18 protein-coding genes are annotated in these 25,405 nt (G+C 73.1%); 11 read left to right on the plus strand and 7 right to left on the minus strand.

Going from position 1 to position 25,405, the window contains the following annotated elements; all coding sequences use genetic code 11:
* The 4 genes from purN (at window position 1) to ddaH (ending at window position 4,766) form a co-directional block, all read left to right on the plus strand.
* On the plus strand, window positions 1-594 hold the full coding sequence (gene purN, locus MUN74_RS13720) for a phosphoribosylglycinamide formyltransferase (protein ID WP_244852920.1): 594 nt from the start codon (window positions 1-3) through the stop codon (window positions 592-594).
* A complete protein-coding gene (gene purH / locus MUN74_RS13725) occupies window positions 591-2,201 on the plus strand; it encodes a bifunctional phosphoribosylaminoimidazolecarboxamide formyltransferase/IMP cyclohydrolase (RefSeq protein WP_244852921.1) in 1,611 nt (536 codons plus the stop codon). Before purN ends, purH begins: the two co-directional genes overlap by 4 nt.
* 128 nt (window positions 2,202-2,329) lie before the next feature.
* Window positions 2,330-3,421 (plus strand): Glu/Leu/Phe/Val dehydrogenase family protein, encoded by a 1,092-nt coding sequence (locus MUN74_RS13730; protein WP_244852923.1) that lies wholly within the window; start codon window positions 2,330-2,332, stop codon window positions 3,419-3,421.
* A 76-nt stretch (window positions 3,422-3,497) separates the two neighbouring features.
* A complete protein-coding gene (gene ddaH / locus MUN74_RS19265) occupies window positions 3,498-4,766 on the plus strand; it encodes a dimethylargininase (protein WP_305038253.1) in 1,269 nt (422 codons plus the stop codon).
* A 10-nt stretch (window positions 4,767-4,776) separates the two neighbouring features.
* Here ddaH and MUN74_RS13740 read toward each other — a convergent pair whose 3' ends face one another.
* Genes MUN74_RS13740 through MUN74_RS13755 form a run of 4 tightly spaced genes read right to left on the minus strand, consistent with a single transcriptional unit; the run spans window position 4,777 to window position 12,354 of the window.
* Window positions 4,777-5,463 (minus strand): ABC transporter ATP-binding protein, encoded by a 687-nt coding sequence (locus MUN74_RS13740; protein WP_244852925.1) that lies wholly within the window; start codon window positions 5,461-5,463, stop codon window positions 4,777-4,779.
* A complete protein-coding gene (locus MUN74_RS13745; protein WP_244852927.1) occupies window positions 5,460-6,494 on the minus strand; it encodes an ABC transporter ATP-binding protein in 1,035 nt (344 codons plus the stop codon). The genes MUN74_RS13740 and MUN74_RS13745 overlap by 4 nt, the downstream gene beginning before the upstream one ends.
* 2 nt (window positions 6,495-6,496) lie before the next feature.
* Window positions 6,497-9,325 (minus strand): ABC transporter permease, encoded by a 2,829-nt coding sequence (locus tag MUN74_RS13750; RefSeq protein ID WP_244852928.1) that lies wholly within the window; start codon window positions 9,323-9,325, stop codon window positions 6,497-6,499.
* The gene (locus MUN74_RS13755; RefSeq protein WP_244852930.1) at window positions 9,322-12,354 is read right to left on the minus strand and encodes an FtsX-like permease family protein; all 3,033 of its coding nucleotides are present in this window, start codon (window positions 12,352-12,354) and stop codon (window positions 9,322-9,324) included. Before MUN74_RS13755 ends, MUN74_RS13750 begins: the two co-directional genes overlap by 4 nt.
* Before the next feature lie 459 nt (window positions 12,355-12,813).
* On the opposite strand from MUN74_RS13755, the gene MUN74_RS13760 reads away from it, so the two are divergent.
* Together MUN74_RS13760 and MUN74_RS13765 are read left to right on the plus strand one after the other, a co-directional pair.
* Complete coding sequence (locus tag MUN74_RS13760) at window positions 12,814-14,700, plus strand: ABC transporter ATP-binding protein (protein ID WP_370647298.1); 1,887 nt, start codon at window positions 12,814-12,816, stop codon at window positions 14,698-14,700.
* Window positions 14,697-16,502, plus strand: coding sequence for an ABC transporter ATP-binding protein (locus MUN74_RS13765; protein WP_244852932.1), 1,806 nt, complete (start codon window positions 14,697-14,699; stop codon window positions 16,500-16,502). Before MUN74_RS13760 ends, MUN74_RS13765 begins: the two co-directional genes overlap by 4 nt.
* Before the next feature lie 71 nt (window positions 16,503-16,573).
* On the opposite strand, the gene MUN74_RS13770 is transcribed toward MUN74_RS13765, so the two are convergent.
* On the minus strand, window positions 16,574-17,134 hold the full coding sequence (locus MUN74_RS13770) for a type III PLP-dependent enzyme domain-containing protein (protein ID WP_244852933.1): 561 nt from the start codon (window positions 17,132-17,134) through the stop codon (window positions 16,574-16,576).
* A gap of 240 nt (window positions 17,135-17,374) precedes the next feature.
* Between MUN74_RS13770 and MUN74_RS13775 the strand changes: the two genes are divergently transcribed.
* A complete protein-coding gene (locus tag MUN74_RS13775; RefSeq protein WP_244852935.1) occupies window positions 17,375-18,040 on the plus strand; it encodes a response regulator transcription factor in 666 nt (221 codons plus the stop codon).
* Window positions 18,040-19,821 (plus strand): sensor histidine kinase, encoded by a 1,782-nt coding sequence (locus MUN74_RS13780; RefSeq protein WP_244852937.1) that lies wholly within the window; start codon window positions 18,040-18,042, stop codon window positions 19,819-19,821. Before MUN74_RS13775 ends, MUN74_RS13780 begins: the two co-directional genes overlap by 1 nt.
* A gap of 13 nt (window positions 19,822-19,834) precedes the next feature.
* Here MUN74_RS13780 and MUN74_RS13785 read toward each other — a convergent pair whose 3' ends face one another.
* Both MUN74_RS13785 and MUN74_RS13790 read right to left on the minus strand, forming a co-directional pair.
* On the minus strand, window positions 19,835-20,116 hold the full coding sequence (locus MUN74_RS13785; RefSeq protein ID WP_244852939.1) for an MGMT family protein: 282 nt from the start codon (window positions 20,114-20,116) through the stop codon (window positions 19,835-19,837).
* A 59-nt stretch (window positions 20,117-20,175) separates the two neighbouring features.
* The gene (locus MUN74_RS13790; RefSeq protein WP_244852941.1) at window positions 20,176-20,631 is read right to left on the minus strand and encodes a GNAT family N-acetyltransferase; all 456 of its coding nucleotides are present in this window, start codon (window positions 20,629-20,631) and stop codon (window positions 20,176-20,178) included.
* 178 nt (window positions 20,632-20,809) lie between these two features.
* On the opposite strand from MUN74_RS13790, the gene MUN74_RS13795 reads away from it, so the two are divergent.
* From MUN74_RS13795 to MUN74_RS13805, 3 genes are all read left to right on the plus strand, one after another.
* Window positions 20,810-22,027: an NADP-dependent isocitrate dehydrogenase gene (locus MUN74_RS13795; RefSeq protein ID WP_244852943.1), complete on the plus strand. Its 1,218-nt coding sequence runs from the start codon at window positions 20,810-20,812 to the stop codon at window positions 22,025-22,027.
* 94 nt (window positions 22,028-22,121) lie between these two features.
* Window positions 22,122-24,002 (plus strand): heavy metal translocating P-type ATPase, encoded by a 1,881-nt coding sequence (locus MUN74_RS13800; RefSeq protein WP_244852945.1) that lies wholly within the window; start codon window positions 22,122-22,124, stop codon window positions 24,000-24,002.
* 218 nt (window positions 24,003-24,220) lie between these two features.
* A complete protein-coding gene (locus tag MUN74_RS13805; RefSeq protein ID WP_370647386.1) occupies window positions 24,221-25,393 on the plus strand; it encodes an ROK family transcriptional regulator in 1,173 nt (390 codons plus the stop codon).
* The last annotated feature ends 12 nt before the right edge of the window (window positions 25,394-25,405 follow it).

A 25,405-nucleotide genomic window follows, 5' to 3' on the forward strand; every position in this document is an offset into this window, starting at 1 on the left:
GTGCTCAAGCTCGTCGTCCTGATCTCAGGTGGAGGCTCCAACCTCCGGGCCCTGCTCGAAGCCGCCGAAGACGCCGAGTTCCCCGCACGTGTGGTGGCGATCGGCGCCGACCGCGAGGCATCCGGTCTCGTGCTCGGCGAGGAGTTCGGGGTGCCGACCTTCACGGTGCCGTTCACCGCGTACGCCGACCGCGACGCGTGGGGCGACGCCCTCATCGAGGCGGTACGCCGCTGGGAGCCCGACCTCGTCGTGCTCTCGGGACTCATGCGCCTCGTGCCGCCCGCCGTGGTCGACGCGTTCTCGCCGCAGCTCATCAACACCCACCCGGCGTACCTGCCCGAGTTCCCGGGCGCGCACGGCGTGCGCGACGCGCTCGCGGCGGGCGTCGACCAGACGGGCGCGAGCCTCATCGTCGTCGACAACTCGGTCGACGGCGGCCCGATCATCGCGCAGGAGCGCATCCCGGTGCTGCCGGGCGACACCGAGTCGAGCCTCCACGACCGCATCAAGCCCGTCGAGCGGCGCCTGCTCATCCAGGCCGTGCTCGACATCGCCGATTCGCACCTCGACCTGAAGGACCTCGCACGATCATGAGCGGCCCCGCCATCGACCCCAGCCTCTACCGCGACCGCGACGTCGTGCCCGTGCGCCGCGCACTCATCGCCGTGAGCGACAAGCGCGGCCTCACCGAGCTGGCGGCGGCGCTCGTCGGCGCCGGCGTCGAGATCGTCTCGACGGGCGGCACCTCGAAGGCGATCGCCGACGCGGGCCTGCCCGTGACGCAGATCGCCGAGGTCACGGGCTACCCCGAGCACCTCGACGGCCGGGTGCGCACCCTGCACCCCGGCGTGCACTCGGGGCTCCTCGCCGACCTGCGCCTCGAGTCGCACGAGCGCGAGCTCGCGGGCCTCGGCATCGCGCCGTTCGAACTCGTGGTCGTGAACCTCTACCCGTTCGTCGAGACGGTCGCCTCGGGCGCCGAGCCCGACGCTGTGGTCGAGCAGATCGACATCGGCGGACCCGCCATGGTGCGCGCCTCGGCGAAGAACCATGCGAACGTCGCGGTCGTCGTCTCGCCCGAGCGCTACGACGAGATCGCCGCCGCGGTCGTCGCCGGCGGCACGACGCTCGCGCAGCGGCGCGAGCTCGCGCGCGAGGCGTTCCGGCACACGGCGTCGTACGACGTCGCGGTCGCGAGCTGGATCGGCAGCGTCGTCGCCCCCGACCAGCCCGCCGACGTGTCGCCGTTCCCGGCGTGGGTGGGCGGCACGTGGCTCAAGGACGCCGACCTCCGCTACGGCGAGAACTCGCACCAGCAGGCGGCGATCTACGCGTCGCAGGGCGGCCGGCCCGGCATCGCCCAGGCCGTGCAGCTGCACGGCAAGGAGATGAGCTACAACAACTACGTCGACGCGGATGCCGCGGTGCGGGCGGCCTTCGACTTCGAGACGCCTGCCGTGGCCATCATCAAGCACGCGAACCCCTGCGGCATCGCGGTCGCCGCGCCCGGTGTCGAAGACCCCATCGCCGACGCGCACCGCCGTGCCCACGAGTGCGACCCGGTGTCGGCGTTCGGCGGGGTCATCGCCGCGAACCGCACCGTCACGCTCGCGATGGCCGAGACGGTGTCGGGCATCTTCACCGAGGTGCTCGTGGCGCCGGCGTTCGAGGCCGAGGCGGTCGAGCTGCTCACGCAGAAGAAGAACATCCGGCTGCTCACGCTGCCCGAGGGCTTCACTCCGACGGCCGTCGAGCTCAAGCAGGTCTCGGGCGGCATGCTGCTGCAGCAGGCCGACCGGCACTTCGCCGCTGCCGCCGACTGGACGCTCGCCGCGGGTGAACCCGCCGATGCCGAGACCCTCGCCGACCTCGAGTTCGCCTGGCGGGCGTGCCGCGCGGTGAAGTCGAACGGCATCCTGCTCGCGTCGGGCGGAGCCTCGGTCGGCGTCGGCATGGGCCAGGTCAACCGGGTCGACTCGTGCAAGCTCGCGGTGGAGCGCGCCGGTGACCGCGCTGCGGGCTCGGTCGCGGCATCCGACGCGTTCTTCCCCTTCGCCGACGGCCTGCAGATCCTCCTCGACGGCGGCGTGAAGGCCGTCGTGCAGCCGGGCGGCTCGGTCCGCGACGACGAGGTCGTCGAGGCCGCGAAGGCGGCCGGCATCACGATGTACTTCACGGGCGAGCGCCACTTCTTCCACTGAGCCGGCCGGAGGCCGCGGGGCCATGCGCCGCGCGGCATCCACCCGGCGGTACCCTTGAATCGACCCTGCGCACACCGAGCGAGGGCCAGGTTCCGCCCACGAAGCGGATGATCCGAGGAGAACGATCGATGTCGATCACCCACGCCCCGGCGCGCGCCGCCGAGGTCAGCGCCACCCTGCCGAGCGACGCCCCCGACCACGAGCGGGTGCTCATCACCCGCGGTCCCCGCTCCGGCCTCACCGTCATCGTCGCCGTGCACTCCACGCGCCTCGGCCAGGCGCTCGGCGGTGCCCGCGTCTGGAACTACGGGCACTGGACCGACGGCCTCGCCGACGCCCTCCGCCTCTCGCAGGCCATGACCATGAAGAACGCGGCCGCGGGTCTCATGCGCGGCGGCGGCAAGTCCGTGGTCGTGCTGCCCGCGGGCGTCGTGCTCGACGAGGCGCAGAAGCGCGACGCCATGCTCGACCTCGGCGACGCCGTCGAGTCGCTCGGCGGTGCCTACATGACCGCCGAAGACGTCGGCACGAGCGCCGAGCTCATGGCGGTCGTGCACGAGCGCACCGAGCACGTCTGCGGCCTGCCACCCGAGCAGGGCGGCGTCGGCGAGCCCGCCGACGCGACCGCTGCGGGCGTGCACGCCTCGATCCTCGCGACGCTGGGCCAGGTGTTCGGCTCGCGCGACGCCGCGGGCCGCCACTTCGTCATCTCGGGTCTCGGCCAGGTGGGCGGGCGCCTCGCGCGCAGCCTCGCCGCCGCAGGCGCCCGGCTGACCGTGACCGATGTCGCCGAGTCGAAGCGCGCGCTCGCCGACGAGCTGGGCGCCGCGTGGGTCGAGCCGGCCGAGGCGCACCGCGTCGAGGCCGACGTCTTCGTGCCGTGCGGCCTGGGCGGTGTGCTCACGCCCGAGGTCGTCGACGAACTGCGCGTCGCCGCCGTGGTCGGCGCCGCGAACAACCAGCTCGCCTCCCGCGACGTCGCCGACCTGCTGCGCGAGCGCGGCATCGTCTGGGCGCCCGACTTCGTCGTCAACGCGGGCGGCGTGATCTACCTCGACGTCGCCGGTCAGCCGGGCGCCGACCAGGCCGCCCTCGACGCCCGCATCGAGGGCATCGGCGAGGTCGTCGCCGCGGTGCTGCGCGACGCCGCCGAGCAGGGCACCACGACGCTCGACGCCGCCGAGCGGCTCGCCCGCGGGCGCCTCGACGCCGGGCACTGAACCATGACGGGCTCGGGGCCGGCTGCCGATCGGCGGCCGGCCCCGAGGCATCCGCCCGGCCAGTAGGCTCGTCTGCATGACGTCCCCCGCCTCACCGTCTTCGACCGCGCCCGCACGACCGACGGCGAGGTTCACGCCCGCGGCGAGCCGGGGCCGGCGGATGGCGGCGGTGCTCGTGTCGTCGGCGGTCGTCGCGATCGTCGCGATGAGCGTCGCGGCGCTCGCGTTCTTCATCGGCAACGGGCAGACGCCCGCCGTGTTCGCCCAGGTCTTCGGCCACTTCGCGCTGGCCGCCTTCTTCGCCTGGGCGCTGCTCTCGATCGCGAACGCGATCGGGGCGACCCGGGCCTGGTTCCTCGCGCTCATCACCGGGCTGACCTCTGGCTGCCTCGCCGCCCTCATCGCGACGTCCGTCATGGTCGTCGCGAGCGCTCGCCCGGTGTTCGGCCCGGCCGCACTCTTCGTGGTCGGCTCGCTCGTGAGCCTCAACCTCATCTTCGTGCTCGCGATCGTGCTGGGGCAGGTGTTCCTCGCGCCGCGGGTGATGCGCGGCATCCTCGACCACCGCGCCGAGCGGGCGCCGCGCCGGCTCGCGCTCGTGCGCATCCCGGCGTCGAACCTCGACGAGGCCGAGCTCACCCACCTCGAGCGCCGCCCCGTCGACCAGGCGCGCGCCGACGAGCAGTGGGACAACTACTGCGCCGCGCTCGTCGCCGAGGGGTGGGAGACGGTCGAGGTCGACGCCGCCCCCGAGATGGCCGACTCGGTGTTCGTCGAGGACGCCGTCGTCATGTTCGGCGACCTCGCCGTGCTGACCCGGCCGGGCGCCGAGTCGCGCCGCGGCGAGGTCGACGGCGTCGAACGGGCCGTCCGCTCGATCTCGGGCCTCACGGTCGAGCGCATCGCGGAGCCCGGCACGCTCGACGGCGGCGACGTGCTCAAGGTCGGCGACGTGGTCTACGTCGGCGCCTCGACGCGCACGAACGGCGAGGGCATCCGCCAGCTGCGGGCGCTGCTCGCGCCGCACGGCTACCGCGTCGTCGGCGTGCCGATGACGAAGGCGCTGCACCTCAAGAGCGCAGCGACCGCGCTGCCCGACGGCACCGTGATCGGCGATCCGGCGCTGCTCGACGCGCCGAGCGTCTTCGAGCGGTTCCTGCCCGTGCCCGAACCCGAGGGCGTCGCCGTCGTCGAGCTCTCGGCGACGTCGCTCGTCATGTCGGCGTCGGCGCCGCGCACCGCGGCGATGCTCGCCGGCCTCGGCTACCGGGTCGTCACGGTCGACATCTCGGAGTTCGAGAAGCTCGAGGGCTGCGTCACCTGTCTGTCGGTGCGGGTGCGCTGACCCGCACTGCTCAGGCGGCGGGCTGCGGTTCGCGGGCCCGGCCGTCGTGCAGTTCGATCACCCGGTCGGCCCGGCTCACGAGCGCCGCGTCGTGCGTCGTCACGACGGCCGCGACGCCGCGCGCGTGCACGAGGTCGCCGATGAGGTCCATGACGGTCGCCGCCGTGCCGCTGTCGAGCTGGCCGGTCGGCTCGTCGGCGAGCAGCACCTGCGGACGGGCGGCGAGCGCGCGGGCGATGCCGACGCGTTGCTGCTGCCCGCCCGAGAGCTCGTAGGGCCGCTGTGCGGCGTGCGCACCCAGCCCGACGAGCTCGAGCGCCTCGGCGACGCGACGGGCGCGCTCGGCCGGTTCGGTGCGCTGCAGGCGCAACGGCACCTCGACGTTCTCGGCCGCCGACAGCACGGGGATGAGCCCGAACGACTGGAACACGTAGCCGACCCGGTCGCGGCGCACCGCCGCGAGCGCCTCCTCGTCGAGCGTCGACAGGTCGTCGTCGCCGAGCAGCACCCGCCCCGACGTCGGCCGGTCGAGTCCGCCGAGCAGGTTCAGGAGCGTCGTCTTGCCGGCGCCCGACCGGCCCGTGACGACGACGAGCTCGCCGGGCGCGACCTCGATCGAGACGCCGTCGACGGCGTGCACCGTCTCGCCGCGCCCCTCGAAGGTGCGGCGCACGTCTTCGGCGCGGAGCGTGGTCATCGTTCCTCCTCGGTGGGGTTCGAAGCATCGGATGCCCCGGGGCGGGCATCGGGCCCGGCCGAGTGCCGACCATGGCGCGGGGGAGCGGGTTCGGGTGCCGCCGGCGTCGGCGCCGCGGCATCCGCCCGCCGTTCGTGCCCCGGCCAGACGCCGACGTGGTCGCTCTCGAGGGCGAGCCGCACGCGGTCGCGCAGTTCGAGGCTCTGCATGAAGTCCTGCGGCAGCTGCAGGCGGCCGACGCGGTCGAGCACCGCGAACTCCTCGGCGACGTGCTGCTCCTCGCCGTGTTCGTCGACCCGCGTCGACCGCAGCACCTCGGTCGACGTGCGGCCGTCGCGGATCTGCACCGTGCGACGCACGTGGCCCGAGACGGCGGGGTCGTGCGTGACGATGAGCGTCGTGACGCCGAGCTCCTCGTTGACGCCGCGCATGGCTTCGAGCACCGCCGACGACATGGCCTCGTCGAGCTCGCCCGTCGGTTCGTCGGCGAGCAGCACGAGCGGGTCGTTCGCGAGCGCGACGGCGATCGCGACCCGCTGCTGCTGGCCGCCGGAGAGCTCGCCCGGGCGCCGGTCGCGCTCGGCGCCGACCTCGAGCAGCTCGAGCAACTCGTCGACGCGCTTCGCACGTTCGGCGCCGCGGCGGGTGCGGGCGACGTTCATCGCGAGTGCGACGTTCTCGGCGGCCGTGAGATAGGGGAGCAGGTTGCGCGACGTCTGCTGCCAGACGAAGCCCACCGTCCGCCGACGGTACGCGACGCGTTCGCGCGAACCCATGGCGAGCAGGTCGTGGCCCGCCACCCGGGCGACACCGGCCGTCGCGGTGTCGAGCCCCGACAGGATCGTGAGGAGCGTCGACTTGCCCGAGCCCGAGGCGCCGACGACGGCGACCATCTCGCCCGGGTCGACGCGGAGGTTGAGTCCCTGCAGGGCCTGCACCTCGATGCCGTCGGCGGTGAAGATGCGCACGACGTCGGTGCACAGGATGTGCGGCTCGCCCGCGATGGCGGCCGTGTTCGATGCCGATGCCATGATCAGCCCTCCTCCTCTTTGCGCATCGCGCGCGCGGCGCTCGCTTCGCCCCCGGTGCGCGACGCGACGAGCACCGCGAGCGCGGTGACCGCCAGCGACGCGACGAGCACGGTGCCGATGAGCACCGGGTCGAACACCACGGCGGGCTGGGCGTCACCGCCCGTGAACGTGCGCAGGTCGATGCCCTGCAGCACGATGAACGGCAGCGCCACGCCGAGCGCGACGCCCGCGACGAGCGCGGCGACGACGACCGGACCGATCTCCCAGGCCACCAGCGCACGCTCGCCGCGCCGGCGGAGGCCGAGCGTCGCGAGCAGCGGCAGCAGGCGCTCGCGGGCACCGCGGCCGACGACGAGCGTGAGCACGATCGCGAGCGCGGTGAGCAGGCCCGTGAGCACGATCGCGCCGATGAGCGCGACCACGAGTCCCTGCGTGGTGGCGCCCGCGCCGAGCTCGGCGCGCACCGTCTCAGGGGTCGTCACCGTGGACTCGGTGCCGGCGATCGCCTGCAGGTCGTCGACGACCTGATCGACGTCGGCGCCCGGCTCGGTGCGCACGAGCACCGTCTCGGGCACGAACGTGCTCACGAAGCGTTCGGCGTTCGCCTTGTCCATGAGCACCCAGCTCGAGCGCGACATGAACGGCGTGCGCCCGTCGACGACGCCGAGCACGGAGAAATCGTCGCGGTTGATCTCGACCTGGTCGGCGTCGTCGATCGAGTCGGCGATGACCTGCGAGATGATCACCGGGACCTCGTCACCGTCGGTCGACGCGAGCGCCTCGGGCAGGGGTACCGCGTCCTCGCGGCCGGCCTGGACGCGGCGCATCTCCTCGGTGTCGATCACGATGAGCGTGGTCGTGCGCAGCCGCCCGTCGATCGAGACCTGCACGGGCGTCGTCGCGTAGACCGGCGCGGTCGCCTCGACCCCGGGGACCTCGGCGAACGCCGACTGCTGATCGAGGGTGAACGGGCCCCCGTTGACGCTGACGTCGGCACCGACGCGCGCGTCGGCGGCCCGGTCGACGCCAGCCTGCACGGTGCCGAGCAGGGTCGCCGAGAACATCGCGACCGAGATGCCGACGACGACGGTGAGCACGGGCACGACGCCGGCCGAGGGATCGCGCAACGCGCGAGCGGAACCGAGGAAGGCGACCAGGCCGGAGCGACGGCTCGTGCTGCGCACGATGCCGGCGAGCGGGATCGGGTAGAGCCGGAGCACGACGAGGCACGCGGCGAGCGAGAGCAGGAGCGGCACGGCGGCGAGCAGCGGGTCGACGCCCACGGCGCCCGCGGCCGTCGTGAGCCCGCGCCGCAGCAGCAGCACGACCGCAGCGACCGCGACGATCGCGACGAGGGTCTCGACGACCCATCGGAAGCGTCCGCCGCTGCGCGGCGCGAAGTCGGCGCGCGCGCGACGCAGCGGACTGAGCGCCGGGGCGGAGGCGACGAGGAGCACCATCGGGGTCAGGGCGAAGAGCGCGGCGATGTACCAGCCGACCGTGCCGCCGTCGGCCGGGACCGCGAGCGCGCCGAGCACCGAGCCGATGGCGGCGGCGGGCAGGCCGATGACGAGCCCCTCGATCGCGAGCGCACCCCGCAACTGCGAGTCCGACGCGCCGCGGGCCGCGGCAAGCTCGAGACCGGTCCGACGACGTTCGAACACCACTCGCGCGCCGAGGACGAGCACCGCGACGACGACGCCGATCGGCCCGGAGGCGATCGTCGCGAGGACCGCGTCGCTCGTGTCGGCGGCCTGCGCCGCGTCGTCGAGCGCGTCGCCGAGACCGCTGCCGAACGCGACCATGCCGACCGTCCTGAAGTACTGGCCCGGCGGCCATTGACCGTCGCCCATCATGTAACCCACGCTCGTGAACTCGTCGAGGTCGGTGCGCAACTCCTGCGAACGGTCGGCCCGCACCCGGTCGGTCGCGACGGGGTACCAGAGCTCGACGGTCGAGGGCAGCTGTGCACTCTCGAGCGCGGGCCACGAGTTGGGGTGCGCGAACGCGAAGCCCGTGACGCGCAGCGACCCGTCGGCGGAGAACGCGACCGACGGCTCGAGCGGCACCGGCAGGTGGCTCCAGAAACCGTCGTCGGGATCGATCGGCGCGAACGTGCCCACGAGCTCCACCGGCTGGCTCGCCGCACCCGCGGGCATCTCGCGCACCTGGCCGACCTCCCACTCCATCGACTCCGCGAAGGCTTCGGTGGCGACGATCTCGAGCGGCTCGTCGGTGGTCACGGGCGTGGGGATCTCGACCGTGCCCGTACCGGGGTCGCCGCCCTCGACGGGCGGCTCCTCCTGGGGGGCGAGTGCCTCGAGCGGCGACGGCCACTCGCCGCTCGTGAGTTCGACGTGCTCCTCGAGCCTGGGGTCGAACCCGGTGTTGAGCACGTACGACGCCGACCCCAGGCCGGCGCCGGGCTTCTTGGTGTCGCTCGGGCCGGCGATCACGACCGAGAGCGGATCGTCGGTGACGCGGCGGAGCTCGGGCTCCATCCGCTCGCGCGCGTCGAGGAGGTACTCCTCCTGCTGACCCCAGACCGCGTCGATGTCGTCGGGCAGGGTCGTGCCGCCGCTCGACGGACCCAGGTCGGGGAGGTTCGAGCGGTTCGACGAGACGACGTCGAGCGTGCGGGCCGGGAAGTCCTCGAGGTGCTGCGAGAGCGCCGTCGTGTGCATGGCGGCGACCGCGCGCGGCAGGGCGGTCGCGAGGAACGCTCCGCCGGCGACGAGGAGCGCGAGCATGACCGCCGCGAACGGGGCCGCGAAGAACTGCCGGCGCAGGAGGCCGGTCGTCGACAGGCTCGAGTGATGCCGCGTGCTCATCGCTCCTCCTCCCTGAGCCCGGCCCGCGACGCCGTCCGCCGCACCGCGCGTGCGGCGACCGCCGCGACGAGTGCCGCAAGCAGCACGAACACGGCGAGCCCGGCGAGCCACGGCCAGAGGTCGAGGTCGAGCGGAGCCCGCACGGCCTCGGGCGCCCCGGTGATCGCCGCCCTGGCGAGTTCGCGGGCGACGAGCCACGCCGTCGCCCAGCCGACGAGGACGCCGACGACGACGGCACCGGCCACGGCGGCGCCGAGCTCGGCGAACCGTGCGCGCGACTGCACCCGGGGCCCGACGCCGAGTGCTCGGAGCACGACGATCTCGCCGAACCGGCTGCCCGCGAGCGCGCTCGTGAGGGCGACGATCGCGACGAGGGCGAACAGCAGCGAACCGGCCGCACCGGCCCAGAGGGCGAAGATCGCGGGTCGCGCGAACGGCGCCGACGACGCCTCGGCCCGGGTCGTCGCCGTCATCGGGATCTGCTGGTCGCGGGCGAGCTCGGCAGCTGCCGCGGCCGGTTCGTCGGTCGCGATCCACCATTCGCCGAACTGCGGCACACCGCTGCCCGAGTCGAACGCGACGCGTTCGAGCGCACCGAGGTCGACGAGCATCGAGTCGGCGCCCGCGGTCGGCACCGCCGGCGTCGTGCCCGCCACGACCGCGGTGACGGCGGCGCCGCCGGTCGAGACGCGGAACTCGACCGTGTCGCCGACGTCCGCCGAGATGCGCTTCGCGAGATCGCCGCCGAGCACGACGGGCAGCGCGGCGTCGTCGCGCAGGAAGGGCGCCCGCGCCTCGCGCTCGGCCGACGACAGCTCGACGTCGGCGATCGCGTCGGGCGTCGTGCCGGGCACGGCGTCGCCGTCGACGACGACATCGCCGAACGAGGCCTGCACGCGCGCACCGGCCCCGCTCTCGAGCCGCGCCTGGAAGCCGAGCAGGCCCAGCGCCGGGGCATCCGGCAGCTCGAGACGGGCCGTGCCGCCCCGCTCGTCGATCGGAACCGTGCCGGCCGGCAGCCGCATCGCGGCCCCGTCGTCGGTGAGCAGCCAGACCGAGATCGCGACGTCGCCCGGGGTGCCCGCGAGCGCCGCCAGCCGTACGTCGACCTCGAGCTCCGAGCCGCCGTCGGGCAGCGGGATCGCGGCCGCGGCGGCGGAGTCGGCGAGGGCGGTCGCCGCGGTGCCGGCCGGGGTACCCGGCGCGATCTCGCCGACGGTGCCCGACGGTACGGCGACGAGCGTCGTCGGGTCGGACCCGATGCGGGCCTCGCCCCGGAAGACCGGGCCGTCGGCGACCACGCCGGGGAGCTCGGCGAACGGCTCGCCGAGCGCGAGCGGATCGGGTCCCTGCACGACGCTGCGCCCCGGCAGCGACACCCGCACGTCGCCACCCGTCGCGTACGCCCGCGCCTGCGCGTCGACCGACCGCCAGGCGCCCGCGACCACGGCCGAGAGGGTGAGCCCGGCGACGGCGATGATCGTCACGAGCGACGCGGCGGCGAAGAGCGAGCCGCGGCGTGCGAGCTGGCGCATCGGCAGCGCCGGCACGAGCGCGGGGCCGGCGGCCGCCGCTCGCTCGAGCACGGTACCGACGGGACGCGAGAGCCCGAGTGCGAGCAGCGAGAGCGCCACGAGCACGAGCACGGGTGCGACGACCGCGACGGGGTCGACGTCGACCCCGCCCGAGGCGTCGACGACGAGCGGCGACCCGTAGAGGCGGAACTGCCACAGTGCGATCGCGGCGGCGGCGATGACGAGGACGACGCCGCCAGCGACGGCCGTGCGTGCGCCGCGGCCGACCTCGTCGCCGGCGCCGCGGAGCATCGGCCGCCGGGCGTCGGCGAACGCGCGACCGCTCACGAGCGCGAGGGCGATCACGACGCTCGCGGCGCCGACCACCCAGGCGATGAGCGGATCGTGGCCCTCGCCGGGGCGTGCCATCGAGAGGCCGACCTCGGCCGCGGCGGCGCCGACGGCGGCGGCCGGCACCGCGACGGCGAGCACCTCGACCGCGGTGTCGCGGCCGAGCCGCGTGGCGGAGGCGCCGCGGGCGCGCAGCAGCAGCGTCTCGCCGCGGCGGGCCGCGCCGAGGAGGGTCGCGAGCCGCGAGAGCGCGGCGATGCCGGCGAAGGCGAGCAGCAGCACCGGGAGTGGGGCGAGCGCGCGCACGGCGCTGATGCCCCTGAGCATCCGCTCGAGCGTGCCCTGCAGCCCGCCGGCGGCCGCGAGCCCGCTCGCGCCGATCGCCGGTTCGTCGCGGAGGGCGGGTTCGACGTCGGGCAGCTCGTCGGCGAGCGCCGCCGCGGACTCGGGCGTCGCGCTCGCCGCGTCGACGGTCGCCGTCCACCGCACGAGCGTCGCCTCGGGGACGGCGGAGGCCGTGGCCTCGTCGACGACGAACGGGCCCGCGGCGCCCTCTGCGACGCCGACGGAGACGATCGGCTCGCCGAACCAGATCGGGGCGGTCGCGTCGACCGGCTCCCAGATGCCGGCGACGACGAGTCGCAGGCCGTCGTCGCCGACCGTGACGACATCGCCGAGCCCGAGGCCGAGCTCGGTCGCCGCGGCGCGGTTCACGGCGGCGGGCGCGGGTTCGTCGCCGGTCTCGCCGGTCGGGCCATCGGCCGCGGGCCACTCGCCCTCCACCAGTCGGGAGCGGTCGGCCAGGGCGGGATCGGCGGTGAGCACCGCGTCGAACGTCGCATCGCCCGCCGTGGACGATACCGGCCGGGTCTGCACGCTGCGCTGCCAGGCGGCGCCGTGCGGCACGATCATGCGGTCGAGGACGTCGGCCGCGGCATCCGCCTGCGACGCCGCATCTGGTTCGAGCCGGATCTGCCACCGTGCGGCCCCGGCGGCACCGGTCGCCTCGTCGAGGCCCGATCGGAGGCCGCCGGTCGCGGCCGCCGTCAGCGATCCCACGATGGCCGTGCCGATCCCGGCGAGCAGCAGGACCACGGCGGCGATGCCGACGAACACGCCGGCCCGGGCGTTCGCGCGAGCGAACACCGTCCGTGCTGCTCCCACGCGCGCTCCTCATCGAATCGGGTCCCGGCACGCGAGCGGGATAGGGCCGGGCGGGCGACCGCCGGGGGGAGAGCGGTTGCACGCGAGCTCGCGTGACAGACGAATCCGCACAGCCTACTCCCGGAGACGGTCTTGCGTGCCACCGAGCAATGGCTCTAGTCTGTAAGGCTGGCCGCGCTGCCCTACCGTGCGGCCACGAGGGTTCGAGACGACGACGCCAGGAGGACACCATGCAGACAGACATCAACGCCCGCCCCGCGGCCGGTGGTGCTGCCCGCACCCGATCCCCGCTCGTCGAGGCAGTGCTCGCCGGGTAGCGCGCGCACCACGCCCGCAGGCTCCGCCTGCGCAACCCCGCGGCCCGGCCGCGCATCGACGCCGAGTGCGTCGCGACCTTCATTCTCAGCCGTCGAGGCTCGTCCCTAGAGCCTGCGGCACCCCTCTCGAGAGGACACGGCTTTGTCCGTACAGCCCACATCCGGCGACCGCGACCCGAACCGCGTCGGCGCGGTTCGCGCGCTCTGGCGCCTGCGCGAGTACGCGGGACCCGCGATGCCGGCGTTCATCGCGAGCATGGCGGCGGCGCTCGTCGCGCAGCTGATCGCGCTCACCATCCCGCAGGTGTTCGAGCAGATCGTCGACGGCCCGCTCGCCGACGGCGACGCCTCGGCGATCGTGCCGCTCGCCGTGCTCGTGTTCGTGCTCGGCGCGGCCGAGTCGCTGCTCTACGCGCTGCGTCGCTGGCTCGTCGTCGGCCCCGGAACGCGGGTCGAGGCGCGCATGCGCAACGCGCTCTACGCGAAGCTGCAGGACCTGCCCGTGAGCTTCCACGACCGGTGGCCGAGCGGGCAGCTGCTGTCCCGCGCAGTGAGCGACCTCAGCCTCATCCGGCGGTGGCTCAGCTTCGGCCTCGTGCTCACGGGCGCCAACGTCGTCATCATCGTGGTCGGCGTCGGCATCCTCATGTCGATGAACTGGATGCTGGGACTCATCTTCCTCGTCTGCTCGCTGCCGCTCTGGTGGGCGGGCTGGCGCTTCGAGGGTCGCTACTCCGAGCAGTCGCGCCTCAGCCAGGACCAGCAGGGCGACCTCGCGACCGCCGTCGAGGAGTCGGTGCACGGCATCCGGGTGCTCAAGGCCTTCGGTCGCGGCAAGTTCGCGTTGTCGAGCTTCCGGGCGCAGGCCGAGTCGCTGCGGTCGACCGAGATCGAGAAGGCGCGCCTCGACGCGAACATCTGGGTGTGGATCATGGTCGTGCCGACCGTGGCGCTCGCGCTCTGCCTCGTCGTCGGCATCTGGCTCGCCGCGAACGGCCAGCTCTCGGTCGGCGAGCTCGTCGCGTTCTTCGCGACGGCGACGGTGCTCGCGTGGCCGATCGAGTCGATCGGCTTCATGCTCGCGTTCGCGCTCGACGCCCGCACCGCGACCGACCGCTTCTTCGACATCATCGACTCGGAGAACACGATCGTCGACCCCGCCGACCCGAAGCACCTCGAGCGGCCGCGCGGCGAGCTCGCGTTCGAGGGCGTGCACTTCCGCTACCAGGACTCGCCCGAGCGCTTCGGCGACCTGCTCGACGGCGTCGACCTCGTCGTCGAACCGGGCGAGACGATGGCGCTCGTCGGACTCACCGGCTGCGGCAAGACGACGATGACCGCGCTCACGACGCGCCTGTACGACGTGACCGGCGGCTCGGTGACGATCGACGGCGTCGACGTGCGCGCCTTCACGCGCGAGGAGCTTCGCCGGCACGTCGCGATGGCGTTCGAGGATGCGACGCTCTTCAGTGCCTCGGTGCGCGAGAACGTGCTGCTCGGCCGCCCCGAGCTCACGGGCGACGCCGCCGACGACCCCGCGGTGCGCGCCGAGGCCGAGCGCGTGCTCGACGAGGCGCTGCGCATCGCGCAGGCGGCCTTCGCGTACGACCTGCCCGAGGGCGTCGACACGAAGGTCGGCGAAGAGGGCATGAGCCTCTCGGGCGGTCAGCGGCAGCGGCTCGCGCTCGCGCGCGCCGTCGCGGCCAAGCCCGCCGTGCTCGTGCTCGACGACCCGCTGTCGGCGCTCGACGTCGCGACCGAGGCGAAGGTCGAGGCCGAGCTGCGCTCGGTGCTCGCCGACACCACGGCGCTCATCGTCGCGCACCGCCCCTCGACGGTCATGCTCGCCGACCGGGTGGCGCTCCTCGAGGCCGGCCGGGTGACCGCGGTCGGCACCCACTCCGAGCTCCTCCGCGAGAGCGAGCACTACCGCTTCGTCATCTCCAGCCTGGAGGACGAGGAGCGCCGTCACGGCGGGGGCGATGCCGACGGAGCATCCGAATTCGAACGAGAGGAGGCCGCATCATGAGCGTCACCGGCGTGCAGGGCGAAGAGCGCGAACAGTACTCGAAGGCCGAGTCCCGGCACATCCGCATCCGGTCGCGGCGGCTGCTGGGCTCGCTCCTGAAGCCGCTCACGGGCAAGCTGTGGCTGACCGCGGCCGCGGTCGTCGTGTCCTCGGCGGCCCAGGTGGCCGGCCCGGCGATCATCGCGTACGGCATCGACCAGGGCATCCCGGCGCTCATCGAGCAGAACTGGTGGCCGGCGGCCTTCGCAGGTCTCGCCTACCTCGTGACGGGTCTCATCGGGGCGTTCCTCATCTCGGCGTACATCCGGCTGTCGGCGCGCGTCGCGCAGGCGGTGCTCATCGACCTGCGCACGCGCGTGTTCCTGCACACGCAGAAGCTGTCGCTCGAGTTCCACGAGACGTACACCTCCGGTCGCATCATCTCGCGGCAGACGAGCGACCTCGACGCGATCCGCGAACTCATGGACGAGGGGCTCACGCTGCTCGTGCGCGGCCTCATGTACATGGTCTTCACCGCGATCATGCTGTTCGTCATCGACGCGCCGTCGGGGTTCGTGCTGCTCGTCGCGCTCATCCCGCTCGGCATGCTCACGCGGTGGTTCCAGGTGCGGTCGCAGACGCTGTTCCGGCGTTCGCGCGTGGCCAGTGCGAAGCTCATCGTGCAGTTCGTCGAGACCATGACGGGCATCCGCGCCGTGCAGGCGTTCCGCAAGGAGCGTCGCAACGAGCGCGAGTTCGGCGGCCTCGTCGAGGACTACCGCGACGTGAACTCGAAGGTGCTCGGCCTGTTCGTCGTGTTCAACCCGGGACTCGCGCTCATCGGCAACACGGCGGTCGCGGTGACGATCGTGCTCGGCGGCTTCCGGATCATCGACGGCTCGCTCGAGGTCGGCGTGCTGCTCGCGGCGGTGCTGTACACGAAGCGGTTCTTCGACCCCATGGAAGACCTCGCGATGTTCTACAACGGCTACCAGTCGGCCTCGTCGGCGCTCGAGAAGATCTCGGGCGTGCTCGAGGAGCAGCCGAGCGTGCCCGACCCCGCGCACCCCGTCGACCTCTGGAAGGCCGAGGGCCGGGTGCGGTTCGACGGCGTCGAGTTCTCGTACGTCGAGGGACGCAGCATCCTGCCCCGGTTCGATCTCGACATCCCCGCGGGGCAGACGATCGCGCTCGTCGGGTCGACGGGTGCCGGCAAGTCGACCCTCGCGAAGCTCATCGCCCGGTTCTACGACCCGAGCGAGGGCACGGTGTCGCTCGACGGCGTCTCGCTCGCCGACCTGCACCCGAAGGACCTGCGCCGCGCGATCGTGATGGTCACGCAGGAGGCGTACCTGTTCTCGGGCTCGGTCGCCGACAACATCGCGCTCGGCAAGCCCGACGCGACGAGCGACGAGATCGTGCGCGCGGCCATGGCGGTCGGCGCGCACGAGTTCATCGAGGGGCTGCCGAACGGCTACGACACCGACGTGAACAAGCGCGGCGGCCGGGTGAGCGCGGGTCAGCGCCAGCTGATCTCGTTCGCGCGGGCGTTCCTCGCGAACCCGGCGGTGCTCATCCTCGACGAGGCGACGAGCTCGCTCGACATCCCGAGCGAGCGCCTCGTGCAGGAGGGCCTCACGAAGCTGCTCGCCGACCGCACCGCGATCATCATCGCGCACCGCCTCTCGACCGTCGCGATCGCCGACCGGGTGCTCGTCATGGAGCACGGCCGCATCGTCGAGGACGGCGCACCCGCCGACCTCATCGGCGGCGAGGGCCGGTTCGCGGCGCTGCACGCGGCCTGGCGCGACTCGCTCGTCTGAGGTCGCCGTCGCATCGAGCGGGATGCCCCGTGCCCGAGTCTCGGGCACGGGGCATCCCGTTCGCGGCGCGGTCAGGCCGCGCTGCGGGCGACCACGCGGTAGCGGCGGGCCGCGCCCCGCACCGCGGTCCGCAGGTCGCCGTGCGCGTCGCGATCGCCGAGGTCGAGGTCGAGCGTGTCGAGTCCCGGATGGCCGGTGCGCTCGAGCCGGCGCATGAGGGCGACCGCCCTGCGGACCCGGCGGCCGCGCACCACGGCGGGCCCGCGCGACAGGTCGAGCGTGAAGCCCGCCACCCGGATGCCGGCGGCGCGGCAGGCGCCGACCGTGCGGGCTGCGGCGTGCGGCGTCACTCCGCGTTCGGCGTCCCGGGCCCGGGGGAACGCGCCGGCGAAGTCGAGCTGGACGAGCACGGTCACGTCGGGCAGTTCGCGGAAGTCGGCGAGCTCGTCGGCCCCGCCGATCACGAACATGCGCACGCCGCGGAGGTACGCGCCCGTGATCTCCGCGACGGAGCGGGTCGTGCGGGTGCGGATGCACCCGTCCAGCGGGATGCCGCGCCGCTCGAGGAGGTCGATGTCGCGGTGCGAGTCGACGGCGATCGCCGGGGTCATGGGGAACCGGATGGTGGACATGTCCGCAGTCTTCCCGCCGCGGCGACCCACCGGATCAGGAGTCGCCACGATTCCGGGGGAGGGTTCTCCCTGAACCCGCCGTCGCACGCACGTCGCCCGGGCAGCCTGCCACGTCGCGGGCCCCGCCGGATCGGGGTACCCCCTGAACCGGGGGAGCGCCGCGGGGTGCGAACGCGCTACCGTCGAGTCAGGCGGGGGCGACCGTTCGGTCGTTCGCGCCGATTTTGAAGGAGAGGTCCGATGGTCGAGGCATCCCGGCCGCTGCGCGTGGCCATCGCCGACGACGCGCTGCTGCTGCGCGAGGGCATCGCCAAGGTGCTCGAGGGCGGCGGGCTCGAGGTCGTGGCCTCCGTCGGCACGGGCGACGAGCTCGTCGAGGTCGTCCGCGAGGGCGGCGTCGACGCCGCGGTCCTCGACATCCGCATGCCGCCGAGCTTCCGCGACGAGGGCATCCTGGCCCTCGAGGAGCTGCGCGCGGGAGGGTCGACGATCGGCGTCCTCCTCCTGTCGATGTACGCGACGCCCGAGTACGCGCTGCGGGTCATGGGCGCCGGCAGCGGCACCGGCTACCTGCTGAAGGAGCGCGTCTCCGAGCCGCAGACGCTCGTGCGCGCCGTCGAGACCGTCGCCTCCGGCGGCTCGGTCGTCGACCCCGAGGTCGTCGAGCAGCTCGTGCACCGCACCCGGGCCGACGACCCGCTGTCCCGGCTCACCGAGCGCGAACGCTCGGTGCTCGAGCTCATGGCGCAGGGCTACTCGAACGGCGGCATCGCCCAGACGTTGTTCCTCGGCCTCAAGACGGTCGAGACGCACGTGCGCTCGATCCTGCAGAAGCTCGACCTCGAGGAGTCACCCGAGCACCATCGGCGCGTGCTCGCGGTGCTGACGCTCCTCGGCGCGAGGTGATGGCGCCCGGCCGCAAGGGCCGGATCATCAAGCGCAGCATCACGATCGCGGTCGTCGTCGCGCTCAGCCTCACGATGGAGGTCACGGGCTTCATCGCCACACCGCACGGCGAACGTCCGGAGGTCAGCTACACGACCCTGCACGCGATCGTGCCGCTCGTGTTCGCCGCCTGCGCGGGCGTCGCCTGGGCGATCGGCCCGTCGCGGGTGCCCGCGCGACTCATGGTGCTGTTCCCGGTGCTGTGGATCCCGTTGTCGTTCCTGCGCGTGATCGAGGACATCGCGTGGCTCTGGCCGCTCGTCTACGGCGTGCACCTCTGGTGGGGGCTGCTCACCGGAATCCTCGTGCTGCTCTACCCGCGCGGCGGCCTCGGCGACCGCGCCGATCGGGTGATCGCGGGCATCGCGGTCGTCGCGTCGATCGTGTTCCTCCTCGGCACGGTGCTGCTCGCGCCGCCGCCCGAGCTCTTGTGCGACTGCGCCCCGAACCCGTACCACGTGGCCGATGCCCCGGCCGTCTACGCCGTGATCGACATCGGGTATCGCCTCGTCGGCGTGCTGCTCGCCCTCGTGATCGCCGGGCGCCTCCTCGTGCGCTGGGTGCGCGGCAGCGTTCCGGCCCGCACGGTCGCGTTCCTCATGCCGCTCGCGCTCTTCGCGTGGGCGACGACGCTCGCCGCGCAGGCGGTCACCTACGCGACCTCCGGCACCTCCGACCAGGTGCTCGCGACCGTCTCCCTCATCGCGATCGCGTCCATCCCGGTGAGCTTCGTCGCCGGCATCGCGCACACCCGCAACATGCGGGCGCGCGTCGCCGACCTCATGCGCATCACGCGCGAGGGCGCCGACCGGGGGCTCTGGGCCGAGTCGCTCGCCCGCACGCTTCGCGACGCCTCCGTGCGCGTGTACTGGTGGGACGAGGAGCGGGGCCGGTACGCGGATGCCGCGGGCGAGCCGATCGCGCACGACCCCGCCGACCGCCACGGCGGCCACGGCCTGCTGCCCGTGGCCTCGCCGACCGGCATGCCCATCGCGCTCATCCGGCACGACCGGGTGCTGACCGACAACATGCGCCTGCTCGACGGCGTGTCGAGCGCGCTCCGGCTCTCGGTCGACAACGGGCGCCTGCGCTCCGAGATCGAACGCACCCTCGAGCAGGTGCGGCAGTCGCGCGCCCGCATCGTCGAGGCCGGCGACGAGGCACGACGCCGCATCGAGCGCGACCTGCACGACGGGGCGCAGCAGCACCTCGTCTCGCTCGGCATGCGGCTGCGGCTCGCCGCCAACCAGGCGCGCGACCGCGGCGTCGAGCCCCTCGGCGTCGAGCTCGACGGCAACATCGCGATGCTGAACGACGCGCTCAAGGAGCTGCGCGAGCTCGCGCACGGCATCCACCCCTCGCTGCTCTCGTCGGGCGGGCTCGCGCTCGCCGTGCCCGAGCTCGCGGGCCGCTGCCCGGTGCCGGTCGAGATCGACGTGCAGGCCGAGGGCCGCCTGCCCGAGGTCGTCGAGTCGACGGCGTACTTCGCCGTCGCCGAGGCGCTCGCGAACATCGCCAAGCACGCGCAGGCGACCCGGGCCTGGGTTCGTGCGCACCTCGTCGACGGCGAGCTCGAGCTCGTCGTGCGCGACAACGGCGTCGGCGGGGCCTCGCCCGAGGGCAGCGGGATGCTCGGCATCGCCGACCGCGTCGACGCCGTCGGCGGCGAGATCGCGATCGACAGTCCGCCCGGCGCGGGCACGACGATCACGATCCGGATCCCGGTGCCGACGACGGGTTGAGCCGCTCCCGGGCTCAGGGCCGCCAGCGCGCCGCGGCGAGGTCGACGCGGTAGCCGTCGGCGTCACGGGTCGCGACGAGCGGCGTGCCCTCGCGTTCGTAGTGCTCCCGGGCGCGTTCGGCGTGGCCCGCCGGCGGTCGCCCTCCGGCGCGGAGGACGCGCCACCACGGGACATCCGCCCCGTATCTGGCCATCACCTGCCCGACGGCGCGAGCCCCGCGCGAGCCGAGCAGCGCCGCGACGTCGCCGTAGGTCGCGACGCACCCCGGCGGGATGTCGGCGACGACGACGAGCACGGCCTCGACGAAGCCGTCGGCCGACGGCCCTTCGTCAGGCTCACGGGGCGGGATGTCGCTCAGAGCTCGAGCGCCCCGATGACGTCGCCGTACTGGGTCTCGCCGACGTCGACGAAGCCGACCCGGTGGAAGAACTTCTCGGGGCCGAGCTCGCCCGGTTCCCACAGCACCGTGATGCGGTCGAAGCCGCGACGCTTGGCCTCTTCGGCGAGGGCGGTGGCGAGGAACCGGCCGACGCCCTTGCCCTGCACCTCGGCGTCGACGTTGATGCGCCAGATGCACGCCCGGAACTCCTCGTGCGGGTTCTCGGGGTCGAAGTTGCCGTGGATGAAGCCGACGACCTTCTCGTCGGCGTCGAGCGCGACGCGCTGCCAGGCGGTCTGCGGGTTGACGACCGAGGCCTCCGCCGAATAGGTGACGGGAGCGATGAACTGCTCCTGGCCGGGCTTCAGCGACAGCGTGTTCGCAGCCACGATGTTCGAGGCGGACAGTTCTTCCAGTCTCAGCTCAGCCATGCGCCAAGGCTAACCCGTGCATCCGGCACGGGGGAACCCGGGATGACCCCGAGTGAACCCCGAGGCCTCCCGGTTATCTCGATGTCGAGACAGTCTGGGCGACACGGTAAGCTGGCCGGTGGCGTATCCGCCCCACGAGACTTCCTCAATTCCCCGAGAGATCCAAGGAGAACTCAACTTGTCCAAGATCAAGGTTGCAGGCACGGTCGTCGAGCTCGACGGCGACGAGATGACGCGCATCATCTGGCAGGCCATCAAGGACCAGCTCATCCACCCGTACCTCGACGTGAACCTCGAGTACTACGACCTCTCGATCCAGAAGCGCGACGAGACCGACGACCAGATCACGGTCGACGCGGCGAACGCGATCAAGAAGCACGGCGTCGGCGTCAAGTGCGCGACGATCACCCCCGACGAGGCCCGCGTCGAGGAGTTCGGCCTCAAGAAGATGTGGCGGTCGCCGAACGGCACCATCCGCAACATCCTCGGCGGCGTCATCTTCCGCGAGCCGATCATCATCTCGAACATCCCGCGCCTCGTGCCAGGCTGGAACAAGCCGATCGTCGTCGGCCGCCACGCGTTCGGCGACCAGTACCGCGCCACCGACTTCCGCTTCGAGGGCGAGGGCACCCTCACGATGACCTTCACCCCGAAGGACGGCTCGGAGCCGCAGCAGTTCGAGGTCTTCCAGTCGCCGGGCTCGGGCGTCGCCATGGGCATGTACAACCTCGACGAGTCGATCAAGGACTTCGCGCGCGCCTCGCTCAACTACGGCCTCTCGCGCAACTACCCCGTCTACCTGTCGACGAAGAACACGATCCTCAAGGCCTACGACGGCCGGTTCAAGGACCTCTTCCAGGAGGTCTTCGACACCGAGTTCAAGGAGCAGTTCGACGCGGCGGGCCTCACCTATGAGCACCGCCTCATCGACGACATGGTCGCCTCCTCGCTCAAGTGGGAGGGCGGCTACGTCTGGGCCTGCAAGAACTACGACGGCGACGTGCAGTCCGACACCGTCGCGCAGGGCTTCGGCTCGCTCGGCCTCATGACCTCGGTGCTCGCCACGCCCGACGGCAAGGTCGTCGAGGCCGAGGCGGCGCACGGCACCGTCACCCGCCACTACCGCCAGCACCAGCAGGGCAAGCCCACCTCGACGAACCCGATCGCCTCGATCTACGCCTGGACGCGCGGCCTCGCGCACCGCGGCAAGCTCGACGGCAACCAGGAGCTCATCGACTTCGCCTCGACCCTCGAGGACGTCGTCATCAAGACGGTCGAGTCGGGTGCGATGACGAAGGACCTCGCGCTCCTCGTCGGCCCCGAGCAGGAGTACCAGACGACCGAGCAGTTCCTCGACACGATCGACGCGAACCTCAAGGCGCGCCTGGGCGCGTGAGTCTGGCCGCGTTCGCGGCGTGCACGAAGGGGCGGATGCCGCTGGCATCCGCCCCTTCGTCGTATTCGCGGGGACCCAGGGGCAGGATGGACGTATGGCTCGCATCCTGAAGCTCGCCCGTCGGTACTGGGTCGTGACGCTCACGCTCGCGATCGGCATCCTCGGCATCGTGCTCGCCCTCTCGGGCGCGGGCGCCGCCGTGCAATGGCTGTTCAGCGCGTATGCGCTCGCGATCGCCGCCTGGCAGGCGGTGGGGATGGTGCGCGACATCCTGCGGGGGCACTGGGGGCTCGACATCCTCGCGGTGACGGCCATCGTCGCGACCGTGCTCGTCGGCGAGTACGTCGCGGCCCTCCTCGTCGTGCTCATGCTCACCGGGGGAGCGGCCCTCGAGGACTACGCCAACCGCCGCGCCAAGCGCGAGCTCGACGCGCTGCTGACCCGGTCGCCGCAGCTCGCGCACCGGTTCGAGGGTGCCGAGCTCGTCGAGGTGCCGGTCGACCGGGTCGTCGTGGGCGACGTGCTGCTCGTGCGCCCGAGCGAGATCGTGCCCGTCGACGGCGAGCTGCGCTCGCCCGAGGCGTCCTTCGACGAGTCGTCGATCACGGGCGAGAGCGTGCCGGTCGAGAAGCAGGCGGGCGACACCGTGCTGAGCGGCGCGGTCAACGGGCAGACCGCGGTCGAGATCGTCGCCGTCGCGACCGCGGCCGACAGCCAGTACCAGCAGATCGTCGCACTCGTCGCCGGTGCGGCCGAGTCGAAGGCGCCCGTCGTACGGCTCGCCGACCGGTACGCCGTGCCCTTCACGTTGTTCTCGCTCGCGCTCGCGGGCGTCGCCTGGTGGCTGTCGGGCGACCCGGTGCGGTTCGCCGAGGTGCTCGTGCTCGCGACCCCCTGCCCGCTGCTCATCGCGGCGCCGGTCGCGTTCATCGGCGGCATGAGCCGCGCGGCCCGCAACGGCGTCATCGTGAAGTCGGGCGGCGTGCTCGAGTCGCTGTCGGCCGCGAAGACCGCGGTGTTCGACAAGACCGGCACGCTCACGCGCGGCGAGCCGACGCTCGTCGCGATCCGCCCAGAGAACGGGTTCGGCGACGACGAACTGCTCGGCCTCGTCGCGTCGGCCGAGCAGTATTCGTCGCATGTGCTCGCGGCATCCATGATCGAGGCGGCCCGCGCACGCGGGCTGGTGCTCGACGAGGCGGATGCCGCGAGCGAGGAGGCGACCAACGGCGTCGTCGCGACCATCGGCGGTCGCGAGGTGGTCGTCGGCAAGTTCGCCTTCGTGCGGTCGCACGCGGCCGAGGCCGAGCGCACCGCGATCGCGCCGGGGGAGCTCGCGGTGTACGTGGCCGTCGACGGCCGGTACGCCGGGGCGCTGCTCGCGAGCGACCGGCTGCGCGAGAACGCGCGTGCGACGCTCGAGCGCCTCGACGCGCTCGGCGTGCACGACACGATGATGCTCACGGGCGACGCGCAGGCGACGGCCGACCACATCGCCGCCGAGCTCGGCATCACGCGGGTGCGGGCCGAGTGCCTGCCCGCCGACAAGGTGCGCGAGGTCGCGGCGATCGCCGCCCGCCCGGTCATCATGGTCGGCGACGGCGTGAACGACGCCCCCGTGCTGGCCGCGGCCGACGTCGGCATCGCGATGGGCGCCAAGGGTGCGACGGCGGCGAGCGAGTCGGCGTCCGCCGTCATCCTCGTCGACGACATCTCGCGCACGGCGAAGGCCGTCGAGATCGGCCGCGACACCGTGCGCATCGCGTTGCAGAGCATCTGGATCGGCATCGTCGTGAGCGTCGGCCTCATGTTCGTCGCCGCGTTCGGCGTGATCCCCGCGACCGTCGGAGCACTGCTCCAGGAGGTCGTCGACCTCGTGACGATCCTCGCGGCGCTGCGCGCCATCGGCGGCCGGCTCGATGCCGCGAGCGCAACGTCGGCGGCGGCATCCGTGCCCGCGCAGCAGCAGGCGTGAGCGCCGGGCGAGCCGACGCCGTCACAACTCGGTAACAGGCGAAGAAAATCCCTGCGAACACTTGCGCCGAGGTTTGTTCGTAATGTTTACTAACAAACGTGACTGCTACGGAAGCACAGCGAGGCCCGGTCACCACGGAGCCGACGCCCACCACCTCGGTGGTGCCCGCCCAGTCGCACGCCGCCCAGTCGCACGCGATCGAGACGCACGCCGTCGACCTGCTGACCGTCCCGTTCGCCGGCGCCCCGATCTTCACCCGCTCCCGCGCCCTCCGGCCCACGAGCAAGGTGCTCCCCGAGCACGCACGCAGCCACAACCGCGCGCTCGTGCTGCAGACGCTCTACACGGCCGGATCGCAGAGCCGTGCCGACGTCGCCCGTGAGACGGGGCTGACCAGGGTCACGGTCTCCGACCTCGTCGCCGAGCTCATCGCCGAGGGGCTCGTCGTCGAACTGGGTCAGCGCGAGGGCGTGCGCCCGGGCAAGCCCGCGACGATCATCGACGTCGACCGGGGCGCGTTCCAGATCCTCGGGCTCGACCTCTCCGAGCACGAGGTCTTCCGCGGCGTCGTGGCCTCGCTCGACGGCGCCATCCTCGAGCGCGTCGAGCTCGCCCGCGCCGGCGCCACCGGCGAACAGGCCGTGGCGCTCGTGGAGTCGATCGTCGACCGGCTGCAGGGCCTCGCGACCGCGCCCGTGCTCGGCATCGGCATCGGCTCGCCCGGTGTCGTCGACCCCCACGGCGTCGTGCTCTCGGCGCCGAACCTCGGCTGGTTCGACCTGCCGCTGCAGGCGCGTCTCGCCGCCCGCACCGACCTGCCCGTGCACGTCGCCAACGACGCGAATGTCGCGGTGCTGGCCGAGCACGGGGCGACGCCGCTCGACGACCTGCTGCTCATCAAGATCGGCCACGGTGTCGGCGCCGGCCTCATCGTCGGCGGCCGCCCGGTCATCGGCGGCGGCTTCGCGGCCGGCGAGATCGGTCACGTCGTGGTCGGCACCGACGGCGGCCCGCGCTGCGCGTGCGGCAAGGACGGCTGCCTCGAGGCGTGGCTGGCCGTTCCGCGACTGACCGAACAGCTCGACGCGCTCGCCGGCGGCCCTGAGGCCGTGCGCGCCGCGCGCGACGAGATCCTGCGCGAGGCGGGCCGCCGGCTCGCGATCGTGCTCGCGCCGGTCGTCGGCGCCCTCAATCTGACGGAGGTCGTCCTCAGCGGCCCCGCCGAACTGCTCGACGGTCCGTTCCACGACGCGACCGTCGACACTCTCCGGCAGCGGACGATGGCGGTCGTCAACCGTGATCTGAGGCTCCGGATGTCCGAGCAGGCGGAGGACGTCGTCCTCCGCGGCGCGGCCGTCATGGTCCTCTCCGGACAACTCGGGGTCTCGTGAGAGACCCCAGGC

It is taken from the genome of Agromyces sp. H17E-10, assembly GCF_022919715.1.
Taxonomy (GTDB): Bacteria; Actinomycetota; Actinomycetes; order Actinomycetales; family Microbacteriaceae; genus Agromyces.